19 protein-coding genes and 1 pseudogene are annotated in these 22,790 nt (G+C 59.0%); 12 read left to right on the top strand and 8 right to left on the bottom strand.

The features are described 5' to 3' along the window. The first annotated feature begins 19 nt into the window (after positions 1 to 19). Both ACJ69_RS05870 and ACJ69_RS05865 read left to right on the top strand, forming a co-directional pair. The gene (locus ACJ69_RS05870) at positions 20 to 1,168 is read left to right on the top strand and encodes an efflux RND transporter periplasmic adaptor subunit (RefSeq protein WP_059346662.1); all 1,149 of its coding nucleotides are present in this window, start codon (positions 20 to 22) and stop codon (positions 1,166 to 1,168) included. Further along, positions 1,165 to 4,242, top strand: a complete 3,078-nt coding sequence (locus tag ACJ69_RS05865) for an efflux RND transporter permease subunit (RefSeq protein ID WP_059346661.1) — start codon at positions 1,165 to 1,167, stop codon at positions 4,240 to 4,242. The genes ACJ69_RS05870 and ACJ69_RS05865 overlap by 4 nt, the downstream gene beginning before the upstream one ends. A gap of 22 nt (positions 4,243 to 4,264) precedes the next feature. Here the strand turns inward: ACJ69_RS05865 and ACJ69_RS05860 are convergent, their stop codons facing one another. Next, positions 4,265 to 5,032 (bottom strand): arylamine N-acetyltransferase family protein, encoded by a 768-nt coding sequence (locus ACJ69_RS05860; protein ID WP_059346660.1) that lies wholly within the window; start codon positions 5,030 to 5,032, stop codon positions 4,265 to 4,267. Between the two features lie 96 nt (positions 5,033 to 5,128). Here ACJ69_RS05860 and ACJ69_RS05855 point away from each other — a divergent pair, with 96 nt between their 5' ends. Next, entirely contained in the window at positions 5,129 to 6,583 is a 1,455-nt protein-coding gene (locus ACJ69_RS05855) for an aminotransferase-like domain-containing protein (RefSeq protein ID WP_059346659.1), read from the top strand. On the opposite strand, the gene ACJ69_RS05850 is transcribed toward ACJ69_RS05855, so the two are convergent. Continuing rightward, positions 6,555 to 7,439, bottom strand: coding sequence for a LysR family transcriptional regulator (locus tag ACJ69_RS05850; protein WP_059347810.1), 885 nt, complete (start codon positions 7,437 to 7,439; stop codon positions 6,555 to 6,557). The two genes, ACJ69_RS05855 and ACJ69_RS05850, sit on opposite strands and share 29 nt — an antisense overlap. A 135-nt stretch (positions 7,440 to 7,574) precedes the next feature. Here ACJ69_RS05850 and ACJ69_RS05845 point away from each other — a divergent pair, with 135 nt between their 5' ends. Further along, positions 7,575 to 8,555, top strand: a complete 981-nt coding sequence (locus ACJ69_RS05845) for an NAD(P)H-dependent flavin oxidoreductase (RefSeq protein WP_059346658.1) — start codon at positions 7,575 to 7,577, stop codon at positions 8,553 to 8,555. A 41-nt stretch (positions 8,556 to 8,596) separates the two neighbouring features. Here the strand turns inward: ACJ69_RS05845 and ACJ69_RS05840 are convergent. Continuing rightward, positions 8,597 to 9,652: pseudogene (locus ACJ69_RS05840) on the bottom strand (SDR family oxidoreductase). Between the two features lie 97 nt (positions 9,653 to 9,749). On the opposite strand from ACJ69_RS05840, the gene ACJ69_RS05835 reads away from it, so the two are divergent. Both ACJ69_RS05835 and ACJ69_RS05830 read left to right on the top strand, forming a co-directional pair. Further along, entirely contained in the window at positions 9,750 to 10,637 is an 888-nt protein-coding gene (locus ACJ69_RS05835) for a LysR family transcriptional regulator (protein WP_054830289.1), read from the top strand. Positions 10,638 to 10,719: 82 nt separating this feature from the next. Beyond that, entirely contained in the window at positions 10,720 to 10,989 is a 270-nt protein-coding gene (locus ACJ69_RS05830; protein WP_059346657.1) for a hypothetical protein, read from the top strand. A 12-nt stretch (positions 10,990 to 11,001) separates the two neighbouring features. Here the strand turns inward: ACJ69_RS05830 and umuC are convergent, their stop codons facing one another. Then, the gene (gene umuC / locus ACJ69_RS05825) at positions 11,002 to 12,264 is read right to left on the bottom strand and encodes a translesion error-prone DNA polymerase V subunit UmuC (RefSeq protein WP_059346656.1); all 1,263 of its coding nucleotides are present in this window, start codon (positions 12,262 to 12,264) and stop codon (positions 11,002 to 11,004) included. Further along, positions 12,248 to 12,682 (bottom strand): translesion error-prone DNA polymerase V autoproteolytic subunit, encoded by a 435-nt coding sequence (gene umuD, locus ACJ69_RS05820; RefSeq protein WP_029740280.1) that lies wholly within the window; start codon positions 12,680 to 12,682, stop codon positions 12,248 to 12,250. The genes umuC and umuD overlap by 17 nt, the downstream gene beginning before the upstream one ends. A 287-nt stretch (positions 12,683 to 12,969) precedes the next feature. Between umuD and ACJ69_RS05815 the strand changes: the two genes are divergently transcribed. After that, positions 12,970 to 13,170 carry a hypothetical protein gene (locus ACJ69_RS05815; RefSeq protein ID WP_029740281.1) on the top strand — a complete coding sequence of 67 codons (201 nt, stop codon included), beginning with the start codon at positions 12,970 to 12,972 and terminating at the stop codon, positions 13,168 to 13,170. A gap of 45 nt (positions 13,171 to 13,215) precedes the next feature. Here ACJ69_RS05815 and ACJ69_RS05810 read toward each other — a convergent pair whose 3' ends face one another. Then, positions 13,216 to 14,082: an aldo/keto reductase family oxidoreductase gene (locus ACJ69_RS05810; protein WP_054830290.1), complete on the bottom strand. Its 867-nt coding sequence runs from the start codon at positions 14,080 to 14,082 to the stop codon at positions 13,216 to 13,218. Between the two features lie 144 nt (positions 14,083 to 14,226). Here ACJ69_RS05810 and tcp point away from each other — a divergent pair, with 144 nt between their 5' ends. Beyond that, complete coding sequence (gene tcp, locus ACJ69_RS05805) at positions 14,227 to 15,888, top strand: methyl-accepting chemotaxis citrate transducer (RefSeq protein ID WP_054830291.1); 1,662 nt, start codon at positions 14,227 to 14,229, stop codon at positions 15,886 to 15,888. 27 nt (positions 15,889 to 15,915) lie between these two features. On the opposite strand, the gene smrA is transcribed toward tcp, so the two are convergent. Together smrA and ACJ69_RS05795 are read right to left on the bottom strand one after the other, a co-directional pair. Beyond that, complete coding sequence (gene smrA, locus ACJ69_RS05800; RefSeq protein WP_059346655.1) at positions 15,916 to 16,479, bottom strand: DNA endonuclease SmrA; 564 nt, start codon at positions 16,477 to 16,479, stop codon at positions 15,916 to 15,918. 355 nt (positions 16,480 to 16,834) lie between these two features. Beyond that, positions 16,835 to 17,746: a LysR family transcriptional regulator gene (locus ACJ69_RS05795; protein WP_023311481.1), complete on the bottom strand. Its 912-nt coding sequence runs from the start codon at positions 17,744 to 17,746 to the stop codon at positions 16,835 to 16,837. Positions 17,747 to 17,921: 175 nt separating this feature from the next. On the opposite strand from ACJ69_RS05795, the gene ACJ69_RS05790 reads away from it, so the two are divergent. The 4 genes from ACJ69_RS05790 to ogt are packed head-to-tail and all read left to right on the top strand — an operon-like array spanning position 17,922 to position 22,766. Continuing rightward, positions 17,922 to 19,232 (top strand): M20 family metallo-hydrolase, encoded by a 1,311-nt coding sequence (locus tag ACJ69_RS05790; protein WP_059346654.1) that lies wholly within the window; start codon positions 17,922 to 17,924, stop codon positions 19,230 to 19,232. After that, positions 19,232 to 20,677: a M20 family metallopeptidase gene (locus ACJ69_RS05785; protein WP_029740287.1), complete on the top strand. Its 1,446-nt coding sequence runs from the start codon at positions 19,232 to 19,234 to the stop codon at positions 20,675 to 20,677. Before ACJ69_RS05790 ends, ACJ69_RS05785 begins: the two co-directional genes overlap by 1 nt. Before the next feature lie 36 nt (positions 20,678 to 20,713). Further along, on the top strand, positions 20,714 to 22,240 hold the full coding sequence (gene abgT, locus ACJ69_RS05780) for a p-aminobenzoyl-glutamate transporter (protein WP_059346653.1): 1,527 nt from the start codon (positions 20,714 to 20,716) through the stop codon (positions 22,238 to 22,240). 10 nt (positions 22,241 to 22,250) lie between these two features. Continuing rightward, on the top strand, positions 22,251 to 22,766 hold the full coding sequence (gene ogt / locus ACJ69_RS05775; RefSeq protein ID WP_059346652.1) for a methylated-DNA--[protein]-cysteine S-methyltransferase: 516 nt from the start codon (positions 22,251 to 22,253) through the stop codon (positions 22,764 to 22,766). The last annotated feature ends 24 nt before the right edge of the window (positions 22,767 to 22,790 follow it).

The following is a 22,790-nucleotide window of genomic DNA, read 5'->3' as shown; positions in this document are numbered from 1 at the left end:
CCCTTTATGGAGCGGCGTTATGTCAGACGAATTTTTTCTCTCCCTCCGCCACTGCCTGCATCATATGTACGGCGTGGCGCGCACCCTTTCCTGGCTGCATTTTCTTCCCCTGGCCCTGCTTGCGCTGGCGATTTTTCCGCTGACCGGCTGCGGCGATAAACACGAAAATAAGCCCGACCCGGCGCGAGCGGTACGCTACATCGTCGTCGGGGCCGCCCAGACCCTTCCCGCGCTGGAAAGAACCGGTGAGATCCATGCCCACGATGAAACGACCCTGAGCTTTCGGACCGGGGGCCGGATACTGACGCGCAGCGTTGATATTGGCGACCGGGTCACTGCCGGACAGCTGCTGGCCACGCTTGACAACGCGACCGGGCAAAACCAGCTCGAGGGCGCGGCGGCCGACTATGAAGGCGCCAAAGCCTCGGCGCAGGTCGCCGCGCTTAACATCAGCCGAATGCAAAAGCTCATGCCAACGGGTGCGATAGCCCGCACGCAGCTCGACAGCGCCCGTGCGGACTGGCTTGTCGCCCGCGCGCGCTTAAAAAGCAGCGAGGCCGCGTGGCGAAATGCCCGCGAAAGCCTCGGCTGGACGCGCCTGATCGCGCCGCAGGCGGGCGTTATCACGGCCGTGAACGCCTCTGCGGGACAGGTTGTCAGCGACGGTCAGTCCGTGCTGACGCTGGCAACCGGTGAAGCCCGCGACGTGGCGTTTGATATTGCCACTCCCGATGCGATCCCGCCTCTGGATAAGGCGTTTTTGCGGGTTTCCCTGCTGAGCGATCCGTCGGTACGGGCGTCTGCCGCGCTGCGGGATATCACCCCGCAGGCCGATCCTCAGACCCGCACCTGGCGCGTCAGGGCCACCCTGCAAAACCCGCCCGCGGCCATGGCGCTGGGCGCCAGCGTGACCGTCACGTTGCCATCGTCTGCCCCGCGCGGATACACCCTTCCCGCCTCGGCGCTGACCCGCGTCGGCGACAAACCCGCCGTTTTTGTGATTACCCCGCAGTCGCGGGCGCAGCTGCGCGCGGTGGTGCCCGTCGGCTATACGGCCACCTCCGTCATTATTGCCTCCGGCCTTGAGCCGGGCGACCGGGTGATTACCGCGGGCGTGAGCACATTGCGGTCCGGCGAGCCGGTGGTTGCCGGAGAGGTTCAGCCATGAACACAGGACCGGAAGCCAAATTTAACCTCTCCGCCTGGGCGCTGAAGAACCAGCAGATGGTCAGCTTTTTCATGCTGCTGGTGATTGCGATGGGCGTGTTCTGCTATGAGAAGCTGCCGCGTAACGAAGATCCGGCTTTTACCATTAAAACGGCCGTCGTCTCCGCGCAGTGGCCGGGAGCAACCGTGGCGGATACCACCCGCCTGCTGACCGATACGCTTGAAAAAAAGCTGCAGGAAACGCCCTGGCTGGACTATCTCGAAAGTGAAACCCGGGCCGGACGCACCGTTATCCACGTCAACCTCCGTGACGATACGCCCCCGCAACGCGTGCAGGATATCTGGTATCAGGTTCGCAAAAAAATGCAGGACATCGCGCCGTCCCTGCCTGAAGGGGTGCAGGGTCCTGCCGTGGACGACGAGTTTGACGACACGTTTGGCACAATTTATGCCTTTATTCCCGAGGGCTTCACCCTGCGGGAGGTGCGGGATCGCGTAGAGACAATACGGCGCGAGCTCATGTCCCTGCCGGATATGGGCAAAACCACCCTGCTGGGCGAACAGCAGGAGCAGTGGGTCCTCGCCTTTTCTCCGGCGCGCCTGGCCGGGATGGGGCTCGATATTCAGGCGGTCGCCGACGCCCTACGTGCGCAAAACGCGGTTGTCCCGGCAGGAACGATGCGAACCGAAAAAGAGAACATGGCGATAAAGGTCAGCGGGGCGCTCACGACCGAAGAGAGCTTACGCGCCGTCACGCTGCACGTGAACAATCGCTATATTCCGCTGACCGACATTGCCACCGTCACCCGGGAAATCGCCGAGCCACCGGCCCCGGCCTACCGGGTGAACGGCAAACCGGCTATCGGACTGGCGGTGTCGATGGCGCCAACGGGCAACATGCTGCGTTTCGGTGCTGCGCTGAACGCCAGAATGGCGGCCCTCAGCGCCGGGCTGCCGCACGGTATCGAGATGGTGAAAGTTGCCGATCAGTCAGCGGTGGTCAGTGACGCGGTAAGCGGGTTTATCCGGGTGCTTATCGAAGCCGTTATTATCGTGCTGGCGGTTTCATTTGTCTCACTGGGGTTACGGGCCGGACTGGTGGTGGCGACGGCCATCCCGCTGGTGCTCGCCATGACGTTTGCCGGCATGATGCTCGCCGGCATCGGCCTTCAGCGTATCTCGCTCGGGGCGCTGATCATTGCCCTGGGCCTGCTGGTGGATGACGCCATGATCGCCGTCGAAACGATGGTCTCCCGGCTGGAAGCGGGGGATTCCCGTCGGCTCGCGGCCACCCATGCATTTAAAACGACGGCCTTCCCGATGCTCACCGGTACTCTGGTAATGATTGCCGGCTTTATTCCCGTTGGTTTTGCGGCCTCCAGCGCCGGTGAATACTGTTTTTCCCTGTTTGCGGTGGTGCTGATTGCCCTGCTCTGTTCCTGGGCTGTCGCGATCCTGTTTTCGCCGCTGACGGGCACGTGGCTGTTGCCGGAAAAAGTCAGATCTCACGCGGCAGGCCCCGGCAGGATCGCGCGCGGGTACGGACGGCTTTTACGTCTGGCACTGCGTCACCGGCTCGCTACCGTGCTGATTGCGCTTTCCGCGCTGGGGCTGTCCGCGTACGGCACGACGTTTATGCAGGGCGAGTTTTTCCCCGCTTCGGACAGGCCTGAGCTGCTGGTCAGCCTGACGCTTCCGGCCAACGCGTCGCAGCCGGAAACGCTAAGAGAGGTGGAAAAGCTGGAAAAGGCGCTGGCCGGCAACGGCAACATCGATCGCTATTCGACGTACGTCGGGTCGGGCGCCATCCGTTTTTACCTGCCGATGGACGTGCTGCTGGAAAATGAAAATATCGCCCAGATGGTCGTGGTGGCTAAGGATCTTGAGGCGCGGGATCGTCTGCATGCGCAGCTCAACAGGATCCTGGCGACGCAGTTTAGCGACATCATCACGCGCGTGTCGCCCCTTGAGCTGGGGCCGCCCGTCGGCTGGCCCATCAAATACCGGGTGAGTGGGCCTGACTATCTGCAGGTTCGGGCGTTTGCGAACCGTCTCACGGACGCGATTGGGCAGTCCCCGTTCTCACGCGACGTTAACCAGACGGCCGGAGAGCCGGAGAGGGTCATCACCTTAAAGGTGAATCAGACGGCGGCCAGGGCGGCGGGAATATCGTCAGAAAGCCTCGCCCGCACGCTGAATACCGTCTGGTCCGGCAGCGTTGTTACCTCTATCAGGGATAACGACCGCCTTGTCGACGTGGTGCTGCGGGCCACGGACGATGCACGTCACAGCACCGCCACCCTCTCCTCGCTCACGATTCAGGGGAATGACGGTAAAAAAATTCCGCTCAGCGCCGTTGCGACGCCGGTCTGGGGCGTGGACGATCCGGTCATCTGGCGTCGCCAGCGCGTGCCCTTTATCACGGTGCAAACGGACCTTGCCCCGGGGCTGAAGGCTGAAGCGGTATCCGCGGCGCTTCGTCCGGCGGTCGACAGGCTGCGCGCGAGCCTGCCCGCAGGTTACAGCATTGAAGAAGGCGGTGCGGTTGCCGAATCGGACAAGGGGAACAGCTCCGTCTTTACCGTTCTTCCGGTAACGCTGGTCCTCATGCTGTTGCTGCTGATGCTTCAGCTGCGGCGATATTCCCGGATGCTGCTGGCCCTCCTGATGGCCCCGTTTGGCTTGCCGGGGATCGTGCTGGCTATGCTGCCCGGCGGCACGCCGATGGGGTTTGTCGCGCTGCTGGGCGTTATCGCCCTGGCGGGGATGATCGTGCGCAACGCGGTGATACTGATTAGCGAGGTTGACAGCAATCTTGCTCAGGGGATAGCAAACGATGCCGCCATTATGGCGGCCGCGGAGCACCGGGCCAGACCCATCTGCCTGACCGCCTGCGCCGCCATTCTGGGCATGATCCCGATCTCTCATCAGGTCTTCTGGGGGCCAATGGCCTATGCCATTATCGGCGGGCTGCTGGTCGCGACGCTGGTGACGCTGACCGTGTTACCCGCGTCGTTTAGCCTGCTGTTACAGTGGGGAGCTCAGCGCAACGCCACAGAAGACGGGCTGCGCTGAGGCTCCACCGTTTCCCGGCAGATTACGCGGCGGTCAGCGCAAAACGCTCTTTCAGTACATGGCGGATTTCCTCCTCCGCCAGCTGCCGCGTTTCAGTGCCGTTCGCCGTGATGGTTTTCAGCACGTCGCCCAGTAAAATCTGGCGTCCTTCCGGGCTGTGCTGCACCACCACCCGCTTCTGCACAAAGATGGCATCCGGGTGCGTGGAGTTAAGGTAGTTGGCCGGGACGAAATCAATCCATTCCTGAGGGGTGAGATCAAAGCCGTACTGCCGGGCCCACTCTCCCTCAACCTTCGCCTCAAGCAGATATTCGCCCTCCGCGCTGCGGCTCAGTCGGAACGTGTCGACATCCTGCGTGATATCCACATCAAGCGTGTCCAGCGCCATCGGCGCACGAATGCCGTAGCTGCCGAAACCGAGGTCGCAAAGCCACTGTCGGCTCTCCACCTCGGCAATCAACGCCATATGGGTTTTCGGCCGCCGCGCGGGGTAGAACATCGGGCGCGCCGCCACGAAGCGGTAAGGGATCCCTAACGCCTCCAGCGCCATGGCAAAAAGCCCGTTTACCTCATAGCAGTAGCCGCCGCGCCCCTGCGTTAACACCTTATCGGCAATATCGTCCGGCGCCAGCGAGACAACTTTGCCCGCCTGCACGTCCAGATTCTCAAAGGGGACTGAAAAGAGCTGATGGCGCATCAGCGCATGCAGGGTGGCCGTATCGGCAGCCGCCGGTCCGGTGTAGTTTATGCGGTTGAAATAGGTGGAAATGTTGAAGTTATCGCTGTGCATAATGCCTCCTTGTCCTGAACATGCCGGACACTATAGATGGCGCGCATCAATGGCTGTATAGTCAGTTTTATCGAAAATTAGCCTGAACAGTTACCCATGTCTGCCCCGTCCCAGTCCTCTCCTCACTATCGCCGTATTGCGGATATGCTGCGTCTTACCATTACGTCCGGCGCGCTGCGCGCCGGTGACAGGATGATCTCCGCGCGCAAACTGGCCGAACGCGAGCGCGTTAGCCTTCCGACGGCGCTGGAGGCCCTTCGCTGCCTGGAGGCTGAAGGGCTGATCGTTGCGCGCCCGCGGTCAGGCTATTACATCCGCCAGACCAGCCAGCCTCCGCGCGCGGAGCCCGCGCGTTCCTTGCCGGGCCCGGTCCCCGTCACCATGTCCGCCGTGGCCCGGTCGCTGTTCAGCAGTGCAGAAGCCCGGCTGATCCCGCTGGGCGCCGCCCTGCCCGATCCCGCGTGGCTACCGGGAGATGCGCTGCAGCGGGCGTTGCACTCTGCGGGCCGTCGTCTGGACGCGCATGGACAGAGCTACAGCCTGCCTCCGGGAAGGCGGGATTTGCGAAGCAAGATTGCCGCGCGCTCTGCCCAGTGGGGAGCCCGGTTCGGTGCGGACGATCTCATTATTACCGCAGGCGCGACGCAGGCGCTGCGCCTGGCCCTTCGGGCCGTGTGCCAGCCGGGCGATGTCGTGGCGATTGAGCAGCCAGCCTACTTTGGCACGCTCCTGCTGCTGGAGGATTTAGGCCTGAAGGCTTTAGCGATCCCCACCGACCCTGTGGAAGGCCTGCTGCTGGAACCGCTGGCGGACGCTATTCGCCACCACCGCCCTGCTGCCGTTCTGGCCTCGCCCACGGTACAAAATCCTTTGGGTGCCAGCATGCCCGTCGCGCGCAAGCAGGAGCTGGTTGCCCTGCTGGAAGAGGCGGGTATTCCCTTGATTGAAGACGATGTTTACGGTGACCTGGTCGGCGAGGGGCAACGCCCTCCGGCCTGCAAGGCGTTCGACCAGAGCAGGAATGTGATTTACTGCAGTTCCCTGTCTAAAACGCTTGCGCCCGGATGGCGAATCGGCTGGATCGCCGCCGGACGCTACTCCCCGCAGGTCTTACAGGCCCGCATGGCCGGAGAATGGGCTGGCGCCCCGCTGCTGGAAGCGGCGACGAGCGAAGTTCTGGCGAGCGGCGACTACGATCGCCATCTGCGGCGGCTGAAGCGCCGGATCGCAGAGGGCGTTCACGCCGTCGTGGCGCAGGTCAAGGCGAGCTTTCCGTCCGGTACACGCGTTAACGTGCCCGCTGCCGGTTTCCTGCTATGGGTTGAACTGCCTCAGCGGGTCAACGCGCTGGAGGTGCATCGTCGCGCGCTGGCGCTGGGCATTGGCGTCAGCCCTGGCCCCCTGTTTTCCCCTGCCGCGGAGTTAACGCACTTTCTGCGGCTGAACTGCGCAAACGAACCCACGCCCCGCCTGCTGAACGCCGTGGAGCAGATTGGCGCGCTGTGTCACGAGCTGGCTGCTTTCACACCAGACTCTCCAGCCATTCGGTAAAGACCCGCACCTTGCGGGAGAGATGGCGGTGTGGATAGAGCAGTGACAGCTTGCGGTCCGGCGAACGATAGTCCCGCAGGACTTCAACCAGAAGACCGCGGTCTATGTAAGGCTGGAGAAAGAGATTCATCCCCTGCATTAACCCCAACCCGGCAAGGCCTGCCGCGATGTAGGCCTCGGAGTTATCCACGACAAGCTTACCGGGCAGGGTAATTTCCGCGATGCCTTCTGGCGTGGTAAACGTCCACGGATGAATTTGTCTGCTTCGGTTATTAATCCAGTTGATGGCCTGATGCTTGCGTAAATCATCCGGCGTTTCTGGCATACCGTGTTTTGCCAGCCAGGCCGGGCTGGCGCAGGTCGTGATTTTGATGTTCCCGATTTTACGCGCGATATACTCACCGTCCTCCAGCTCTCCCACCCGCAGCACGCAGTCCAGGCCATCCCGCAGCATATCCCGACGGCGGTCAGAGCTGCTCAGAATGATGTCGATCTCAGGATGCTGACGATAAAAATCAGGCAGATTGGGTATCACCCGCAGCGTGGCAAAAGAGACCGGCATATCCACACGCAGCTGGCCGTGTATTGCCCGGTCCGTACCAAACGACTCCAGCAATTCGTCCGCCTGCGCCAGCAGGGGTTTACTCCGGCGATAAAAGGCTTCCCCATCCGGCGTCAGGCTAATCCGACGCGTTGTGCGCTGCAGTAGCCGGGTGCCGCTGTGCTGCTCCAGAAGCTGTAACGCTTTGGTAACTGCCGGACGATGGACCTGTAGATTCTCCGCCGCCTGGGTAAAACTGCCTGACTCGACAATTTCAATAAAAATTCGAATAGCTTCAAAGAGGTTTATTTGCATAAGGAACGCTTTTGTCGCGAGCAGGATAAAATGATTGTTATTAATTTTATAACAGTGATGAATCTTTTTGGCTATTTTTCCTAACAATCCTGCGCCCTACACTCTTCCCCATTCAAACGTGAGGGAGAGTCCGCTATGAAAAATAACCGTATTTGCCAGATCCTGGGCATCGAAAAACCTGTTATTCAGGGGCCGTTATCCTGGCTCACCGATGCTCGTTTAGTTGCTGCGGTCAGCAATGCCGGAGGACTCGGCGTGCTGGGGCCCAATGCCGGTTTAACCGCCGACACCGCGGTCTCCACGCCGGAAGAGACCGCCGAAAAAATGCGCGAAGAAATTCGTAAAACCAAACGGCTGACCGAGAAACCGTTTGGCGTGAACCTGATCCCCACGGCCGTTAATGACGTCTGGACTGGACCTATTCTTCAGGTGGTAAAAGACGAAGGCGTCAGGGTCGTGGTGTATACGGGCTATGGGGAAGGCAGCATTATTCCCGCGCTGTTCAGCGAGTTAAAAGAGGCGGGTATCGCCATTATCTACCGCGACATCAACCCAACACCGGAGAACACCCGCCTCGCGGAAGAAATGGGGGCTGACATTATCGTCGCCACCGGTTTTGATGAAGGCGGGACGTTACCCGCAACGGTGCTTGGCACCTTTTCCATCGTGCCGCTGATTGCCGATGCCGTGAAGCACGTCCCGGTTATGGCCGCGGGCGGCATTACCGATAATCGCACCGCCAGAGCGGCGCATGCATTGGGCGCGGAAGGCGTGTTTGCCGGTTCAGTGTTTATCAGCACGGAAGAAAGCCGCGTGCCGCAGAGCGTCAAAGAGAAAATTGTTGCCGCCAACGGCCTCGATTTGCTGCTTTTCCGCACCGTGCCCCATTACTACCGCTCTCTTCCCGGCAAGCTGGCGGAAAAACTGGCGTCGATGGATAAAGCAGGCGCAAGCAACGAAGCGCTGGGCAAGGCGATGGGAGGATTACGGGGCCTGCGTCTTGGCATGCTCGAAGGCAACACCGACGAGGGCTATATCGCGCTCGGCACGGGGATTGGGAACATCCGCAGCGTGAAAAGCGTGGCCGAGGTTGTTAATGCGTTAACGGTTGAGTAAGTGCCCCGGCGTCCTGGCCTGCACCAGGACGCCCAGGCTCATCAGGGAATAATCCGCGCGGCTCTCAGCTGCGCGAACAGGCTGAAAAACATTTCATCGGTGGCCTGCATTTGCGTAAAGCCCGCCCTGCGCAGCTTGCTCCCGTCACCGAACATGTCGTAATCCCAGCTAAAGACAAAATCGGCAAACCGCCCGTCGCTCAGCTGCAGAATATCCGCTTCCGCCAGCCGCTCTTCGGCAAGCTCGCGCCATACGCCGCGATAGTCGTTAAACAGCTGATGAAATGACAACCTCACCGGCGGCGCAGAGTCCAGTTCAAACCAGCGTGCAATGCGCGGCCACAGCTCACTCCAGCGCCAGACATCGCCGTTATTCACGTTGAACGCCTGATTCTGTGCCGCAGGTGACGCGGCGGCCCACACCGTGGCCTCGGCCAGCAGCCCGGCGTCGGTATGGTCAACGATGCTGTGCCAGGCCTGTTCCGAACCGGGAAAACGCAGCGGTAACCCCAGCGCCTTGCACAGGGAGGCGTACAGGGCGATGCTCAGCGCAAGGTTCATGGCATTACCCGGTACCGCGCTCCCCACCACGCCCGGCCTGATGGCATTCCAGTGTCAGCCTTTTCCCCGCTGAAACTGGCTGAGCCACGCGAGCTGCGCGGCGTTAAATTCGGCACCCGGTACGCCGGGATCGCTTTCCCGCGCCGGGGTTTTAAACGGCCCCAGATGCGCACCATAGACTTTGTCCCCCTGCATCAGGCTTACCGTCTGCAAAGGTGCCGTTTTTTCGAGGGTGCTGACCAGATTACGCAGCATGGTGACGTTCGGCTCAACCATGTCCGTCCAGTTCGCCGCGTTCGCCCAGGCGCTGTAAAAAATGTGGGTGACACCGTTCAGGGCGTCCAGCGCCCGCGCGGTGTCCTGCGCGTCCAGTAAATCGACGTTCACCACGGGAATGCCGTCCGGATGGGTTACCTCGCGGCGACTGAGGCCGATCACCTCCCACTGATGGTGCAGGAGCGTGCTGACCAGCTGTCTGCCGACTATGCCGCTGGCGCCTGCGACCAGGGCGACGTTGTGTTGCTGGATCTTATTCATGGTGTTTCTCCGGAAAGGGTGACAGACGCAGTGTGATCTATTATTTTTTCTGGAGATATCCCCGGAAACCGATGGCACTTATAAGCAGAATCATTAAATGAATAATAAGCTCACCGCCATTTCTACCTTTCTACGCGTCGCTGAAGCGGGCTCGTTTTCGGCGGCAGCCCGTCAGACCGGCATTAAGCAGTCCGCCGTCAGTCAACAGATCGCGGCGCTTGAGGATGAGCTTGGCGTGGTGCTGCTGCACCGAACGACGCGTACGATGAAGCTGACCGAACAGGGTGAACGTTACCGGCGTGATATGCAGCTTGTGCTGGACGCAATGGGGGAAGCGGAGAGGCGTCTGCATCCTGTTGACCATAGCATTCAGGGACGCGTCCATGTCCAGTTACCGAGCGGCCTGGGGCAGATCGTTTTGCCGCATCTGCTAGCGCTACAGCGCCTACATCCCGAACTGCAGCTGATGATTTCCCTGGATGACCGCCTTGCCGATCTGGTGACGGAGGGCGTGGATGTCGCGATACGGCTGGGCAGTGAGCCTCCGCAGGCGCACGCGGCTCGCGTGCTGGCGCGTATTGAAGCCGCGCTGTTTGCCGCTCCCGGTTTTCAGGCGGTACACGCCGTCAGCGAACTGACGTCGCTGCCACACGTACGGTTCAGCGCTATTCCGCTGGATGCCCCCCTGCGCCTGATTTCTGACGAGGAAACGGTCGAGCTCAACGTGAATACCGTTTTCCGTGCCAACACCAGCGACGCGCTGCTGCAAGCGCTGGAGGCCGGCATCGGTATCGGCGGCATGCAGCGACCGCTTGTGGCCAGGGCGCTGCAGGCGGGCACGCTGGTGCCGGTGCTGCCCGACTGGCGCTTGCCCGATCGCTTCCTCTATGCCGTCTATCCTGACGCCCGCTTTATTCCGCAGCGCGTCAGAAAGGTCGTCAGCGTGATTGAGCAGTTACTGCCTGAAATAATAAAGAAAAACTGATTGTTTCCGCCGTAAATCACGTGCATTTTTTAACCGCAAGGAATAGAGTGTTTTTACCGTATCCCCTCTTTCTGGAGCACGTATGCCGGATTACTGTTTTTTCCAAAAAGGCCCGAACCTCATTGCGATCGAGAGCGCAAACACCGATGCGGCCGCTCAGCTCATCTCTCAGGGGTTTGAAAAGCAGTTCGAGGAGATCGGCGCTGCGGATGAAAAAAAGGCGCTTACCCGCCTTGCGGATATCCGTAAAAATAATGAGATCGATCGCTATAACTTCCTGGCCGGAGCGGGCGAAATGCCGCTGATCGGCGCGCTGGCGGCTGCGGCAACCTGGTTGGTGCAAAAGAAATAACGCAACCATCTTCTACTTCGCCACCGGCAAATCGGCGTACCGCGTCGTATAGGCCGGTGACAGCATCTCACGCTTCATTGCCCAGGATTTCTCAATACCCTGCCCGGCGAACCATATCTTCCCTTTACCGGAATGATTTACGCTGTCCATCATCTCCATCAGCGCCGCGCTGTTGGCGCGCAGACGATTATCGTCAAACAAATTCAGCTGGGCGACGCCGCTGCTGAAAAAGTCCGCCAGCATGACCCCGGCTTTCATATAGCGATAGCCGTCAAGCCATATACGTCCCAGCGCCTCCGTGGCGGCGCGGATGATATCGCGCGAGTCATTGGTGGGCGTCATCAGGGTGACAGAAGCCTGATTGCCGTAATAAATTTCGTTGTCCGCGTGCGGGCTGGTGCGCACAAACACGCTGATAAAGCGACAGTATTGATGCTCGCCGCGCAGTTTCTCTGCTGCGCGTTCCGCGTAGGCACAAATGGCCTGGTGCATCTCCTCGTACTGTGTAATACGGTGTCCAAACGAACGGCTACAGATAATTTGCTGCTTCGTGGGGGTGAACTCTTCCAGGTCAAGGCAGGGCTCACCGCGAAGCTCGCGGGCCGTCCGTTCCAGTACCACGTTGAAATGTTTGCGAATGACCCAGGACGACGCTTCCGCCAGCTCCAGCGCCGTGGTGATCCCCATAGCGTTGAGCTTTTTCGTGATGCGCCGCCCTACTCCCCACACCTCCTCTACCGGAACCTTTTCCAGCAGCTTACGCTGCCGCTCGCGGCCTGAGAGATCGACCACGCCGCCCGTGCTGGCCCAGCGTTTCGCCGCATAGTTGGCCAGCTTCGCCAGCGTTTTGGTCGGGGCAATACCGACGCCAACGGTTAAGCCCGTATTTTTAAAGACCTGCGTGCGCATCTGGTGACCGAACGCTTCCAGCGACAGGCAGTGGCTGACCCCTGAAACGTTCACGAACGCCTCATCAATGGAGTAAATCTCTATTGCCGGGGCGAGATCGGTCAGCGTCTGCATGACCCGACTGCTGAGATCGGCATACAGCGCATAGTTCGAGCTAAAGACGTAAACTTTTGACGGGTATAGTTTTTCTTTGAATTTAAAATACGGCTCACCCATTTTTATGCCGAACTGCTTTGCCTCCCGCGACAATGAAATGATGCAGCCGTCGTTATTGGACACCACCACGATGGGTTTCCCCTCCAGATCGGGGCGGAACACCTTCTCGCAGGAGGCGTAAAAGCTATTCACATCAACCAGCGCGAACATGTTTATGCGTTTTGAGGGTGTGGGTGACGACGCCGAAGATCTGCAGCTCCTCTTCGGACTGAAAGGTAATTGGCTGATAGCGGGCATTATGCGGCAGAAGTCTCAGAACCGGACGGGTCTGTAGCTCTTTCACCGTAAACTCACCGGCGACCGACGCCACGACGATATCCCCGTGTTCGGCATTTAACGAACGATCGACCACCAGCAGATCGCCGTCGCCGATCCCCGCCCCAATCATGGAGTCTCCGCTCACCTTGATAAAATAGGTCGCACTGGGGTGTCTGACTGCCAGCCGGTTAAGATCGAGACGATCCTCCACATAATCCTGCGCCGGGCTGGGGAAACCACAGGCAACGCGTTCTAAAAACAAAGGTAATTCAATGTCTTGTTTTGGGTGATAAGAAAAGAGAGTGTCCATAATGCCTTTCTCGCCAGATACTGTATATAAATACAGTATTACGGATTATGGACAAGGATCAAGGTCATTTCCAAAGGCGAACCCAAACGCGTTGAAGTTTGAGCGGTTTTAATTTAGCAACGTTGCCCGCCGTTAACAGGCCTGACAGAACAAGTCATATAAAAGTCATCTAGTTTATGACTTATAAAAAATAACATCACTATGCAATAACTACATGTTGACTTTAAATTCAGATAAAAGCATATTTTACCGAACGAATTAACAAGACTTACTGGAGAATATTTTCAATGCCAGCCCGTGACTATCCAGACAAGCGTGTTGCACGCGGTCTGGCAAAGGAGGCCGATCTCAGAATGTTGAGCGCCCGCATCGATCCCGATCTGATGGAGTACATCAGAACCACCGCCTTTGAGACGCGTAAGAGCAAGCAGGAGATTGTGGCGGAAGCGTTAGCGCTTCACAGGCAGAAAAGTCAGACAGGACTCTAAGCGCGCAAAGCCGGAAGCATCCTTCAGGCTTTGCGCGTGTTACCTTTAATCCATCAGCGAATTCAGCGTTTCCAGCGCTTCAGGCGGCAACCGCAGCTCCCCCGCCGCGAGATTTTGACGCAGATGCGCCACGGAAGAGGTGCCAGGGATCAGCAGAATATTCGGGGAACGTTGCAGCAGCCATGCCAGCGCAACCTGCATTGGCGTTGCGCCCAGTGAATCCGCGACGGCCTGCAGCCCGGAAGATTGCAGTGGCGTAAAGCCTCCCAATGGGAAGAACGGCACATACGCGATCCCCTGCTGCGCCAGCAGATCCACCAGCGCGTCGTCACCCCGATTCACAATGTTGTACATGTTCTGCACGCACACCACCGGGACCATCTTCTGGGCTTCCGCAACCTGGGTGGCCGTGACGTTGCTCAGGCCAATATGACGCACCAGACCCTGCTGCTGTAATTCGGCCAGGGTGGAGAGCGGTTCAGCAATCGACCCTTCCGCCGGCCCGTGTGCGCTAAACATGATCCGCAGATTCACCACGTCCAGCACGTCCAGCTGCAGATTACGCAGGTTGTCATGCACCGCCTGAGTCAGTTCCTGCGCGGAAAAGGCCGGCAGCCAGGCACCTTTTTCGTTGCGACGAGCGCCAATCTTGGTGACGAGCGTCAGATCGTCCCGGTACGGATGAAGCGCCTCGCGGATCAGCTGGTTAGTGACATGAGGACCATAAAAATCACTGGTATCAATGTGGTTCACCCCCGCCGCTACCGCTTCGCGCAGCACGTCCAGCGCGGCCTGCTTATCCTTCGGAGGACCAAAGACGCCCGGCCCGGCGAGCTGCATCGCACCGTAGCCCAGTCGTTTAACCGTCCGCGTTCCGAGCGCGTACGTCCCGCTTTTATCAATGCTGCTCATGTTAACCTTCCTCATAAAAATGATCCGGATTTACAACAGGTTCCTCACCGGAGCCCTTAGTTAAGCGCGAGTTAAATTAAAGTTTAAATTCTATACGACGATAGTATTGGTGTACCTCTGCATCCTTTCTAACGGACGACCGCTATGCTGAAAAATTTGCACGTGATTACCGGTATTATCTTTGCCCTCACCATATTCTGTCTGTTGCAAGTTGTCACGGGAGGGTTGTTCTACTCTGCCGTCAGCAACGATCGCCATAACTTCCAGAATTCCGGCGTGCTCAATGCCCAGCAGGAAAGCCTGAGCGACAGCGTGAACACGCTGGTGAAAACGCGCGTCACCGTCACCCGCGTGGCGATCCGCTACCTGAAAAACCAGCGCGACCCGGCTTCCCTTGCGGCGATCAATAAGCTGCTTGGCACCGCAGCCGACTCGCTGGCAAAAGCCGAAGCCTATAACAAAGAGTGGCAGAAGCTGCCGCAGGTTAACGGCCAGGAGGCAGCATTAACCGACGAGATGCAGAAGTCCTGGAACCAGATGCACGAAGTGATGCGCTTATCGATTGAGTATCTGCGTGCCGACAACTACCAGGCCTATGGCGATCTGGACGCGCAGCAGGCGCAGGACGAGATGGAAGCGGTCTATAACCGCTGGCGCGCCGAAAACAACACCCTGCTGAAGGCCGCAACCGAAGAGAACCAGAGCAGCTTCACGCAGATGCAGTGGACGCTGGCGGCTATTCTGCTGGCCGTTATCGCGGTTCTGGTGGTCATCTGGCAGGGTTTACAGCACCTGCTGTTAAAACCCCTCCACTCCATTATGAACCATATTCGCGCCATTGCAGGGGGTGACCTGACGCAGGAGATCGCTATCTCCGGTCGCAACGAGATGGGCCAGCTGGCTGCCGGCCTGCATGAGATGCAGCAGTCGCTGGTGACCACCGTCAGCGCCGTACGTGGAAGTACCGATTCCATCTACACCGGCGCAGGCGAAATTGCCGCAGGGAGCAACGATCTTTCCGCCCGTACCGAGCAGCAGGCCGCCTCGCTCGAAGAGACCGCCGCCAGCATGGAAGAGCTGACCGCGACGGTTAAACAGAACTCCGATAACGCCCGTCAGGCAACGCTGCTGGCGAAAAACGCCTCTGAAACGGCCGCGCGCGGCGGTCACGTCGTGGATAACGTGGTTCGCACCATGAACGAAATCGCCGACAGTTCGCAGCAAATTGCGCATATTACCGGCGTGATCGACAGCATCGCGTTCCAGACCAACATTCTGGCACTTAACGCAGCGGTGGAAGCGGCGCGCGCCGGGGAACAGGGTCGTGGGTTTGCGGTTGTTGCAGGCGAAGTCCGTACGCTGGCGAGCCGCAGCGCGCAGGCGGCTAAAGAGATCAAAGGGCTTATTGAGAACTCCGTCAGCCGGGTCAATACCGGTTCTGAGCAGGTCAGCGAGGCTGGCACCACCATGAAGGAAATTGTCGCTGCCGTCACCCGCGTGACCGACATCATGGGTGAGATTTCATCTGCCTCTGACGAGCAGAGCCGCGGTATTGAGCAGGTGAGCCTGGCCGTTTCGCAGATGGACAGCGTGACGCAGCAAAACGCCGCGCTGGTGCAGGAGTCCGCCACGGCGGCTGCGGCACTGGAAGATCAGTCCGAGCAGCTGCGCCAGGCGGTAGCGGCGTTTCGTCTGAACGGCAAAGAAAAAGCGGTCGCACCACGCCCGACCAGTCTGAAAACGCCACAGCTGCTGCGCCCGGCGACGACTACCGCCTCCACCGACAGCAACTGGGAAACGTTCTGAGTCACCGGCGGGCGAGGAGATCGCCCGCTAGCGGCTGCGCTTGGCGTGCCGCTCCCAGTTTTCCTGTTTTGCCTCATCCGATTTTCGCAGTGAAACATAGCATGCCCCGCTGCCGCCGTGATGCGGCAGCGCCACGCAGAAGGCCTGCACTTCCTCAAACTCGGTTAACCAGCGCGCCAGATAGCTGCGCACCACATTGGGATGCGAGTTTTGCTCGCGCCCTTTCCCGTGAATGATAATCAGATTGCGTAGCCCGTCGCGTCCGGCCTGGCGAATAAAAGAATAGAGCATCTGACGGCAGCGTTCGGCAGGCTGACGCAGGAGGTTTAAGCTGGCCTGGCGGGCATATTTCCCCGAGCGCAGCTTATCAATAACGCCCTGCTGTACCCCTTCTCGCCGGAACGCCAGCGGCTCTTCCAGGGGAAGCACGTCAAGAAAATCCAGCGTCAGGAAGTTATCCAGCTGTTCGCTATCCACCTCCTCGCGCGTCCGCGTATTGCGGCTGGGCTGCCAGTGAATATCCGCGCAGCGCTTCAGGGGCTGGACATCTTCCATGGCGTCAAGAAAAAATGATTTGTCGTCAGGGTTCATGGACATCCTCCAGCTACATCTGAGGACTGTACTATACCTGCGCCAGAGACCGGCCTCAATCACCGTTACAGAGCGATGCGTGGCAATATTATTAACCTGATGAATATATATAGTAATTATTAAATAAACTTAAATCAGACTTAACTAAAATTTCAGCAAAGATAAAATACGTGATTTATGTTAAAATTTCATGAAATCAATCACTCGCCCGCCTTTCATTTTTCGGGAAAGGTGTTATACCTAAATATACCTGCCTCATGGAAATAATACTCAGGATTGGCGAAAGGACGTACTGCTGTGTGTACTATAGGGTCTGTCTGATGTCGGGCAGATCCTGTTTTTTTTAATTGGCATTTCACGCGACGACTATTTTCCTCACCTCCCTTCTGAATTGCGTAATTAATGACTCAGCAAGGGGAGTCTGACGTGAATCACGGCGCTGAATTAAATAATATGTTGCTTTAGGAAGCGATTCGACAACCGGAAGCATGACCAGACGGTGTGCCAGCAGCGGATCACAGCCTAGCTCCTGCGGCAATATGCTTAAAAAATCACTTTGCGCGACCAGGCTAATACAGGAAGAAAAAGTTTCGCAAACCACACCGATTCGCGGTATTTGCGAGCGATCGCTAAATACCTCTTCTAATTGCTTATAATAACTTCCCCGCGGCGTCGGCATTGTCCAGTTATAATGCAGGAGTTCATTAATTGATGTTGCCCCCATTGCCGGATGCCCCTCCCGACAAAATACCGCAAACGGTTTTTCGAAGAGCTTTTCAAACGTAAACTCCTGGTCGTAAGGCCCCTGATAATAGGTATTGATGGTGAAGTCCAGCTCGCCCTGGCGTAATTCATTGATCATCGACACCAGCTGCCCTTCCATAATCCGCACCTTGACCTGCGGATGCTGCGCATGAAAGCGGGTAATGACGGCGGGCATCAGCGTGCGTGAAACGCTGGCCCCCATTCCTATGTTGATTTGCCCGGCCAGCTCACCCTGCCGCTGACGGATGTCATCCTGCGCCGCGCGCAGCTCTTCCAGAATCAATCTGGCGCGCTGGTAAAAGCCCTCGCCGCATTCGGTCAACGCGACACCCTTACTCCTGCGCACGAAGAGCTGCGCCGCCATGCCCTCCTCCAGCTCTTTGATGGATTTGGTCAGCGCCGGCTGGGAAAGATTCAGCGTCCTGCTGGCACCGCGAATGCTGCCCTGACGCGCAACCTCAACAAACGCCCGGATTTGATGAAATTTAATCTGGAATGTCATAGCCCGACCGATAACCGTTGTTTATCAGAGTAAAGAAACTGTCATCTACTTTAATGGAAAGGGATGTGCGAGGGTAATTCCTGAACGGTTAAAACTGTGAAAAATCGGTTAGTGATAAGTAAAAACTATCACAGCGTGAAGCAGTTCACATATTTTAATGATGACAGGAACAGATATGGACACACTGGCGCAGTACATCCAGACGTTATCCCCGCAGCTGAGCGCATGGCGTCGTGATTTTCACCATTTTGCAGAATCCGGCTGGGTAGAGTTTCGTACCGCCGCGAAAGTCGCGGAAATCCTCGACTCGCTGGGTTACGAGCTGGCGATGGGCCGCGACGTGGTGGATGCCGAAAGCCGGATGGGGCTGCCCGATGCCGCTACCCTGGCACAAGAGTTTGCCCGCGCGCGGGCGCAGGGCGCGCCTGAGAAATGGCTGGCGCCGTTTGAAGGCGGGTTTACCGGCATTGTGGCGACCCTCAATACCGGGCGTCCTGGTCCAACCCTGGCGTTTCGCGTCGACATGGATGCCCTTGATTTAAGCGAAGCGCTGGATGAAAGCCATCGCCCGTTTCGCGACGGTTTTGCCTCCTGCAATCCGGGAATGATGCACGCCTGCGCGCACGACGGCCACACCACTATTGGTCTGGGGCTGGCGCGGGTGCTTAAGCAGAATGAAGCGCAGCTCAACGGTACCCTCAAGCTGATCTTCCAGCCTGCCGAAGAAGGCACACGCGGCGCGCGCGCCATGGTTGCCGCCGGCGCGCTGGACGACGTGGACTATTTCACGGCTATTCATATTGGTACCGGCGTCCCTGCCGGAACGGTGATTTGCGGCAGCGATAACTTTATGGCCACCACCAAGTTCGACGTGAACTTTACCGGCGTGGCCGCACACGCGGGCGGTAAACCGGAGGACGGACGTAACGCCCTGCTCGCCGCCGCGCAGGCCGCCCTCGCCCTGCACAGCATCGCCCCGCACAGCGAAGGCGCCTCCCGGGTGAACGTCGGGGTGATGCAGGCGGGCAGCGGACGCAACGTGGTGCCCGCGAATGCCCTGATAAAGGTTGAAACGCGCGGCGAAAGCGAAGCGATTAATCAGTACGTCTTTGAACGCGCGCAGGCGGTCATTACCGGCGCAGCGGCGCTCTACGGCGTGAGCGCCGAGATGCGCCTGATGGGCGCCGCAACCTCCAGCGCGCCGACACCGGCGTGGGTGGATTATCTGCGCGTACAGACGAGCCAGGTTTCCGGGGTTGTTCACGCCATCGATAAGGTGAAGGCGCCAGCGGGTTCCGAAGACGCCACGCTGATGATGGCCCGCGTGCAGGAGAACGGCGGCATGGCGTCGTATATGGTGTTCGGCACGGATTTGAGCGCCGGACATCACAACGAAAAATTCGACTTCGATGAGCAGGTCATGGCCATCGCCATTGAAACGCTGGCGCGAACTGAGCTCAATTTCCCGTGGACGCGAGGTGTGTAATGCAGGAGAACTACGCTTTTATTGCCGATGCGATCGACACGCGATGTCGGACGTTAACCGATATTGCCGACGCGATCTGGGATCGTCCAGAAACCCGCTTTGAAGAGTTCTGGTCCGCCGAACGGCTCGCCAGCGAGCTGGAGTCAGAAGGATTTACGCTGACGCGCGAGGCAGGCGGCATCCCCAACGCCTTTATCGCCAGCTTCGGCAGCGGGAAACCGGTCATTGCCCTGCTGGGTGAATACGACGCGCTGGCCGGGCTAAGCCAGCAGGCGCACTGCGCGACGGCGCAATCCGCCACGCCGGGGGCCAACGGCCACGGCTGCGGGCATAACCTCTTAGGCACCGCGGCGCTGGCGGGCGCGGTGGCGGTGAAAAGCTGGCTGGAGCAGCACGGCGGCAGCGGAACGGTGCGTTTTTACGGCTGTCCCGGCGAGGAAGGTGGCTCCGGGAAAACCTTTATGGTGCGCGAAGGCCTGTTTGATGACGTCGATGCCGCCGTCACCTGGCACCCGGAAGCCTTCGCCGGGATGTTTAACGTCAGCACGCTGGCGAATATTCAGGCGGCCTGGCGTTTTCACGGCGTGGCGGCGCATGCGGCCAACTCCCCTCATCTGGGGCGCAGCGCGCTGGACGCCGTGACGCTGATGACCACCGGCACCAACTTCCTCAACGAACACATCATTGAGAAAGCGCGCGTCCATTACGCCATTACCGATACCGGCGGGATTTCACCCAACGTGGTGCAGGCGCAGTCTGAGGTGCTGTACCTGATCCGCGCCCCGGAGATGGCCGATGCGCAGCAGATCTACGAACGCATCGAGAAAATCGCCCAGGGCGCGGCGATGATGACCGAAACCACCGTCGAGTGCCGCTTTGATAAAGCCTGCTCCAGCTACCTGCCGAACCGCACGCTCGAGGCGGCGATGTATCGCGCCCTGCAGCACTACGGCACGCCGCTCTGGACGGAGGAAGAACGCGCCTTCGCCCGCGAGATCCGCGCCACCCTGACGCCCAACGATCTGCAAAACAGCCTGAAAAACATTGCCGCAACGGGGGGAGACGCGGGTAAAGCCTTTGCCCGTCGTCATCAGGAGACGCTGCTGGTGGATGAAGTCGCGCCTTACGCCATCACCGACAACGTGCTGGCGGGTTCAACCGACGTGGGCGACGTCAGCTGGAAAATGCCGGTTGCCCAGTGCTTCAGCCCCTGCTTTACCGTCGGCACGCCGCTGCACACCTGGCAGCTGGTGGCGCAGGGACGTACCTCCATTGCCCACAAAGGCATGCTGCTGGCCGGAAAAGTGATGGGCGCAACCGCGCTCAATCTGCTGCAGGACGCAGCGCTGCTGAAAAAATGCCGTGAAGAGTTCGAACAACAATTACAAGAAAAACCGTACGTGTGTCCGATCCCGCAGGGCGTGACACCGTCACCTTTAAAATAAAAAAACACAACAACACAACACTCCCGAGGAACGCCCATGAGTATGTCATCCATACCTTCGCATTCCCCATCCGGTAAGCTCTATGGCTGGGTTGAAAGGATCGGCAATAAAGTACCGCACCCTTTCCTGCTGTTTATCTATCTGATTGTGATTTTAATGGTCGCCACCGCCGTGCTCTCCGCCTTTGACGTGAGCGTGCGCAGCCCGGCTGACGGCAGCCTGGTGGCGGTAAAAAACCTGCTCAGCGTCGACGGGCTGCACTGGTTTTTACCCAACGTGATTAAGAACTTCAGCGGTTTCGCCCCGCTGGGGGCCATTCTGGCACTGGTTTTGGGTGCCGGACTGGCTGAACGCGTGGGCTTGCTGCCCGCATTAATGGTGAAGATGGCTTCTCACGTCAGCGCGCGTTACGCCAGCTATATGGTGCTGTTTATCGCCTTCTTCAGCCATATCTCCTCAGACGCCGCGCTGGTGATCATGCCGCCGATGGGCGCGCTGATTTTCCTTGCCGTCGGGCGTCATCCCGTGGCGGGCCTGCTGTCGGCGATTGCGGGCGTGGGCTGCGGATTTACCGCTAACCTGCTGATCGTCACCACCGACGTGCTGCTCTCTGGCATCAGCACGGAGGCGGCGAAGACCATCGATGCGGCAATGCACGTCAGCGTGATCGACAACTGGTACTTTATGGCCAGCTCGGTCATTGTCCTGACGATTGTTGGCGGGCTGATTACCGATAAAATCATCGAGCCGCGGTTGGGGAAATGGGAAGGCCGTAGCGATGAAAAGCTGGACACCCTGAGCAAAGAGCAGCGCTTCGGCCTGCGCGTGGCGGGCGTTGTCTCGCTGGCCTTTATCGCGCTGGTGGCGCTGATGGTGGTGCCGGAAAACGGCATATTGCGCGATCCGGTTAAACATACCGTACTGCCGTCGCCGTTTATTCAGGGCATCGTGCCGCTGATTATCCTCTTCTTCTTTGTCGTTTCGCTCGCCTACGGTATCGCGACCGGCAAAATCCGCCGTCAGGGCGATCTGCCGCAGCTGATGATCGAGCCGATGAAGGAGATGGCGGGCTTTATCGTGATGGTGTTCCCGCTGGCGCAGTTTGTGGCGATGTTTAACTGGAGCAACATGGGCAAGTTTATGGCCGTGGGCCTGACCGACGCGCTGGAGGCGGCCGGATTAAGCGGCGTACCGGCGTTTGTCGGCCTGGCGCTGCTGTCATCCCTGCTGTGCATGTTTATCGCCAGCGGCTCCGCCATCTGGTCGATTCTGGCCCCGATCTTCGTGCCGATGTTTATGATGCTGGGTTTTCATCCTGCGGTTGCCCAGATCCTGTTCCGCATCGCGGACTCCTCGGTGATTCCGCTGGCGCCGGTTTCGCCGTTTGTTCCGCTGTTCTTAGGCTTCCTGCAGCGCTATAAACCCGAGGCCAAACTGGGTACCTACTATTCGCTGGTTTTACCCTACCCGCTTATCTTTTTAGGGGTATGGCTGGTGATGCTGGTCGCATGGTATCTTGTCGGCCTGCCGATTGGGCCGGGGATTTACCCGAGGCTGAACTAAAGGAATGAGGATGCTGAGATTACTCGAAGATAAGATTGCGACGCCGCTCGGGCCGCTGTGGGTGATCGCGGACGAGCAGTTCTGCCTGCGCGCCGTCGAATGGGAAGAGCACAGCGACCGGATGGAAGAACTGCTCCATGTTCACTACCGGGCGCAGGAATATGAACGTATTCGTGCCACCAACCCGGGCGGGCTGAGCGACAAGCTTGCGGCCTACTTCGAAGGCGATCTCAGCATCATCGATACTCTGCCGACCGCCACGGCAGGCACGCCTTTTCAGCGCGAAGTGTGGCAGGCGCTGCGGTCCATTCCCTGCGGGCAGGTCATGCATTACGGCCAGCTCGCGGAACAGCTAGGCCGCGCAGGCGCCGCACGCGCGGTGGGTGCCGCTAACGGCTCTAACCCGGTCAGTATCGTGGTGCCGTGCCATCGCGTCATTGGCCGCAACGGCACCATGACAGGCTATGCCGGCGGCGTGCAGCGCAAAGAGTGGTTGCTGCGTCACGAAGGGTATCTCCTGCTCTAGCTTCCAGGCTTTTTGTGCTTAATT

The organism is Enterobacter asburiae, assembly GCF_001521715.1.
GTDB lineage: Bacteria > Pseudomonadota > Gammaproteobacteria > Enterobacterales > Enterobacteriaceae > Enterobacter > Enterobacter asburiae.
Note: the sequence above shows the minus strand (reverse complement) of the source record. Positions and strands in the feature narration are given on the sequence as shown.

Bases quoted from the DNA above. Each gene is read 5' to 3' on its own strand.
- ACJ69_RS05870 (WP_059346662.1), top strand. From the start codon at position 20: ATGTCAGACGAATTTTTTCTCTCCCTCCGCCACTGCCTGCATCATATG.
- ACJ69_RS05865 (WP_059346661.1), top strand. From the start codon at position 1,165: ATGAACACAGGACCGGAAGCCAAATTTAACCTCTCCGCCTGGGCGCTG.
- ACJ69_RS05860 (WP_059346660.1), bottom strand. From the start codon at position 5,032: ATGCACAGCGATAACTTCAACATTTCCACCTATTTCAACCGCATAAAC.
- ACJ69_RS05855 (WP_059346659.1), top strand. From the start codon at position 5,129: ATGTCTGCCCCGTCCCAGTCCTCTCCTCACTATCGCCGTATTGCGGAT.
- ACJ69_RS05850 (WP_059347810.1), bottom strand. From the start codon at position 7,439: ATGCAAATAAACCTCTTTGAAGCTATTCGAATTTTTATTGAAATTGTC.
- ACJ69_RS05845 (WP_059346658.1), top strand. From the start codon at position 7,575: ATGAAAAATAACCGTATTTGCCAGATCCTGGGCATCGAAAAACCTGTT.
- ACJ69_RS05835 (WP_054830289.1), top strand. From the start codon at position 9,750: ATGAATAATAAGCTCACCGCCATTTCTACCTTTCTACGCGTCGCTGAA.
- ACJ69_RS05830 (WP_059346657.1), top strand. From the start codon at position 10,720: ATGCCGGATTACTGTTTTTTCCAAAAAGGCCCGAACCTCATTGCGATC.
- umuC (WP_059346656.1), bottom strand. From the start codon at position 12,264: ATGTTCGCGCTGGTTGATGTGAATAGCTTTTACGCCTCCTGCGAGAAG.
- umuD (WP_029740280.1), bottom strand. From the start codon at position 12,682: ATGGACACTCTCTTTTCTTATCACCCAAAACAAGACATTGAATTACCT.
- ACJ69_RS05815 (WP_029740281.1), top strand. From the start codon at position 12,970: ATGCCAGCCCGTGACTATCCAGACAAGCGTGTTGCACGCGGTCTGGCA.
- ACJ69_RS05810 (WP_054830290.1), bottom strand. From the start codon at position 14,082: ATGAGCAGCATTGATAAAAGCGGGACGTACGCGCTCGGAACGCGGACG.
- tcp (WP_054830291.1), top strand. From the start codon at position 14,227: ATGCTGAAAAATTTGCACGTGATTACCGGTATTATCTTTGCCCTCACC.
- smrA (WP_059346655.1), bottom strand. From the start codon at position 16,479: ATGAACCCTGACGACAAATCATTTTTTCTTGACGCCATGGAAGATGTC.
- ACJ69_RS05795 (WP_023311481.1), bottom strand. From the start codon at position 17,746: ATGACATTCCAGATTAAATTTCATCAAATCCGGGCGTTTGTTGAGGTT.
- ACJ69_RS05790 (WP_059346654.1), top strand. From the start codon at position 17,922: ATGGACACACTGGCGCAGTACATCCAGACGTTATCCCCGCAGCTGAGC.
- ACJ69_RS05785 (WP_029740287.1), top strand. From the start codon at position 19,232: ATGCAGGAGAACTACGCTTTTATTGCCGATGCGATCGACACGCGATGT.
- abgT (WP_059346653.1), top strand. From the start codon at position 20,714: ATGAGTATGTCATCCATACCTTCGCATTCCCCATCCGGTAAGCTCTAT.
- ogt (WP_059346652.1), top strand. From the start codon at position 22,251: ATGCTGAGATTACTCGAAGATAAGATTGCGACGCCGCTCGGGCCGCTG.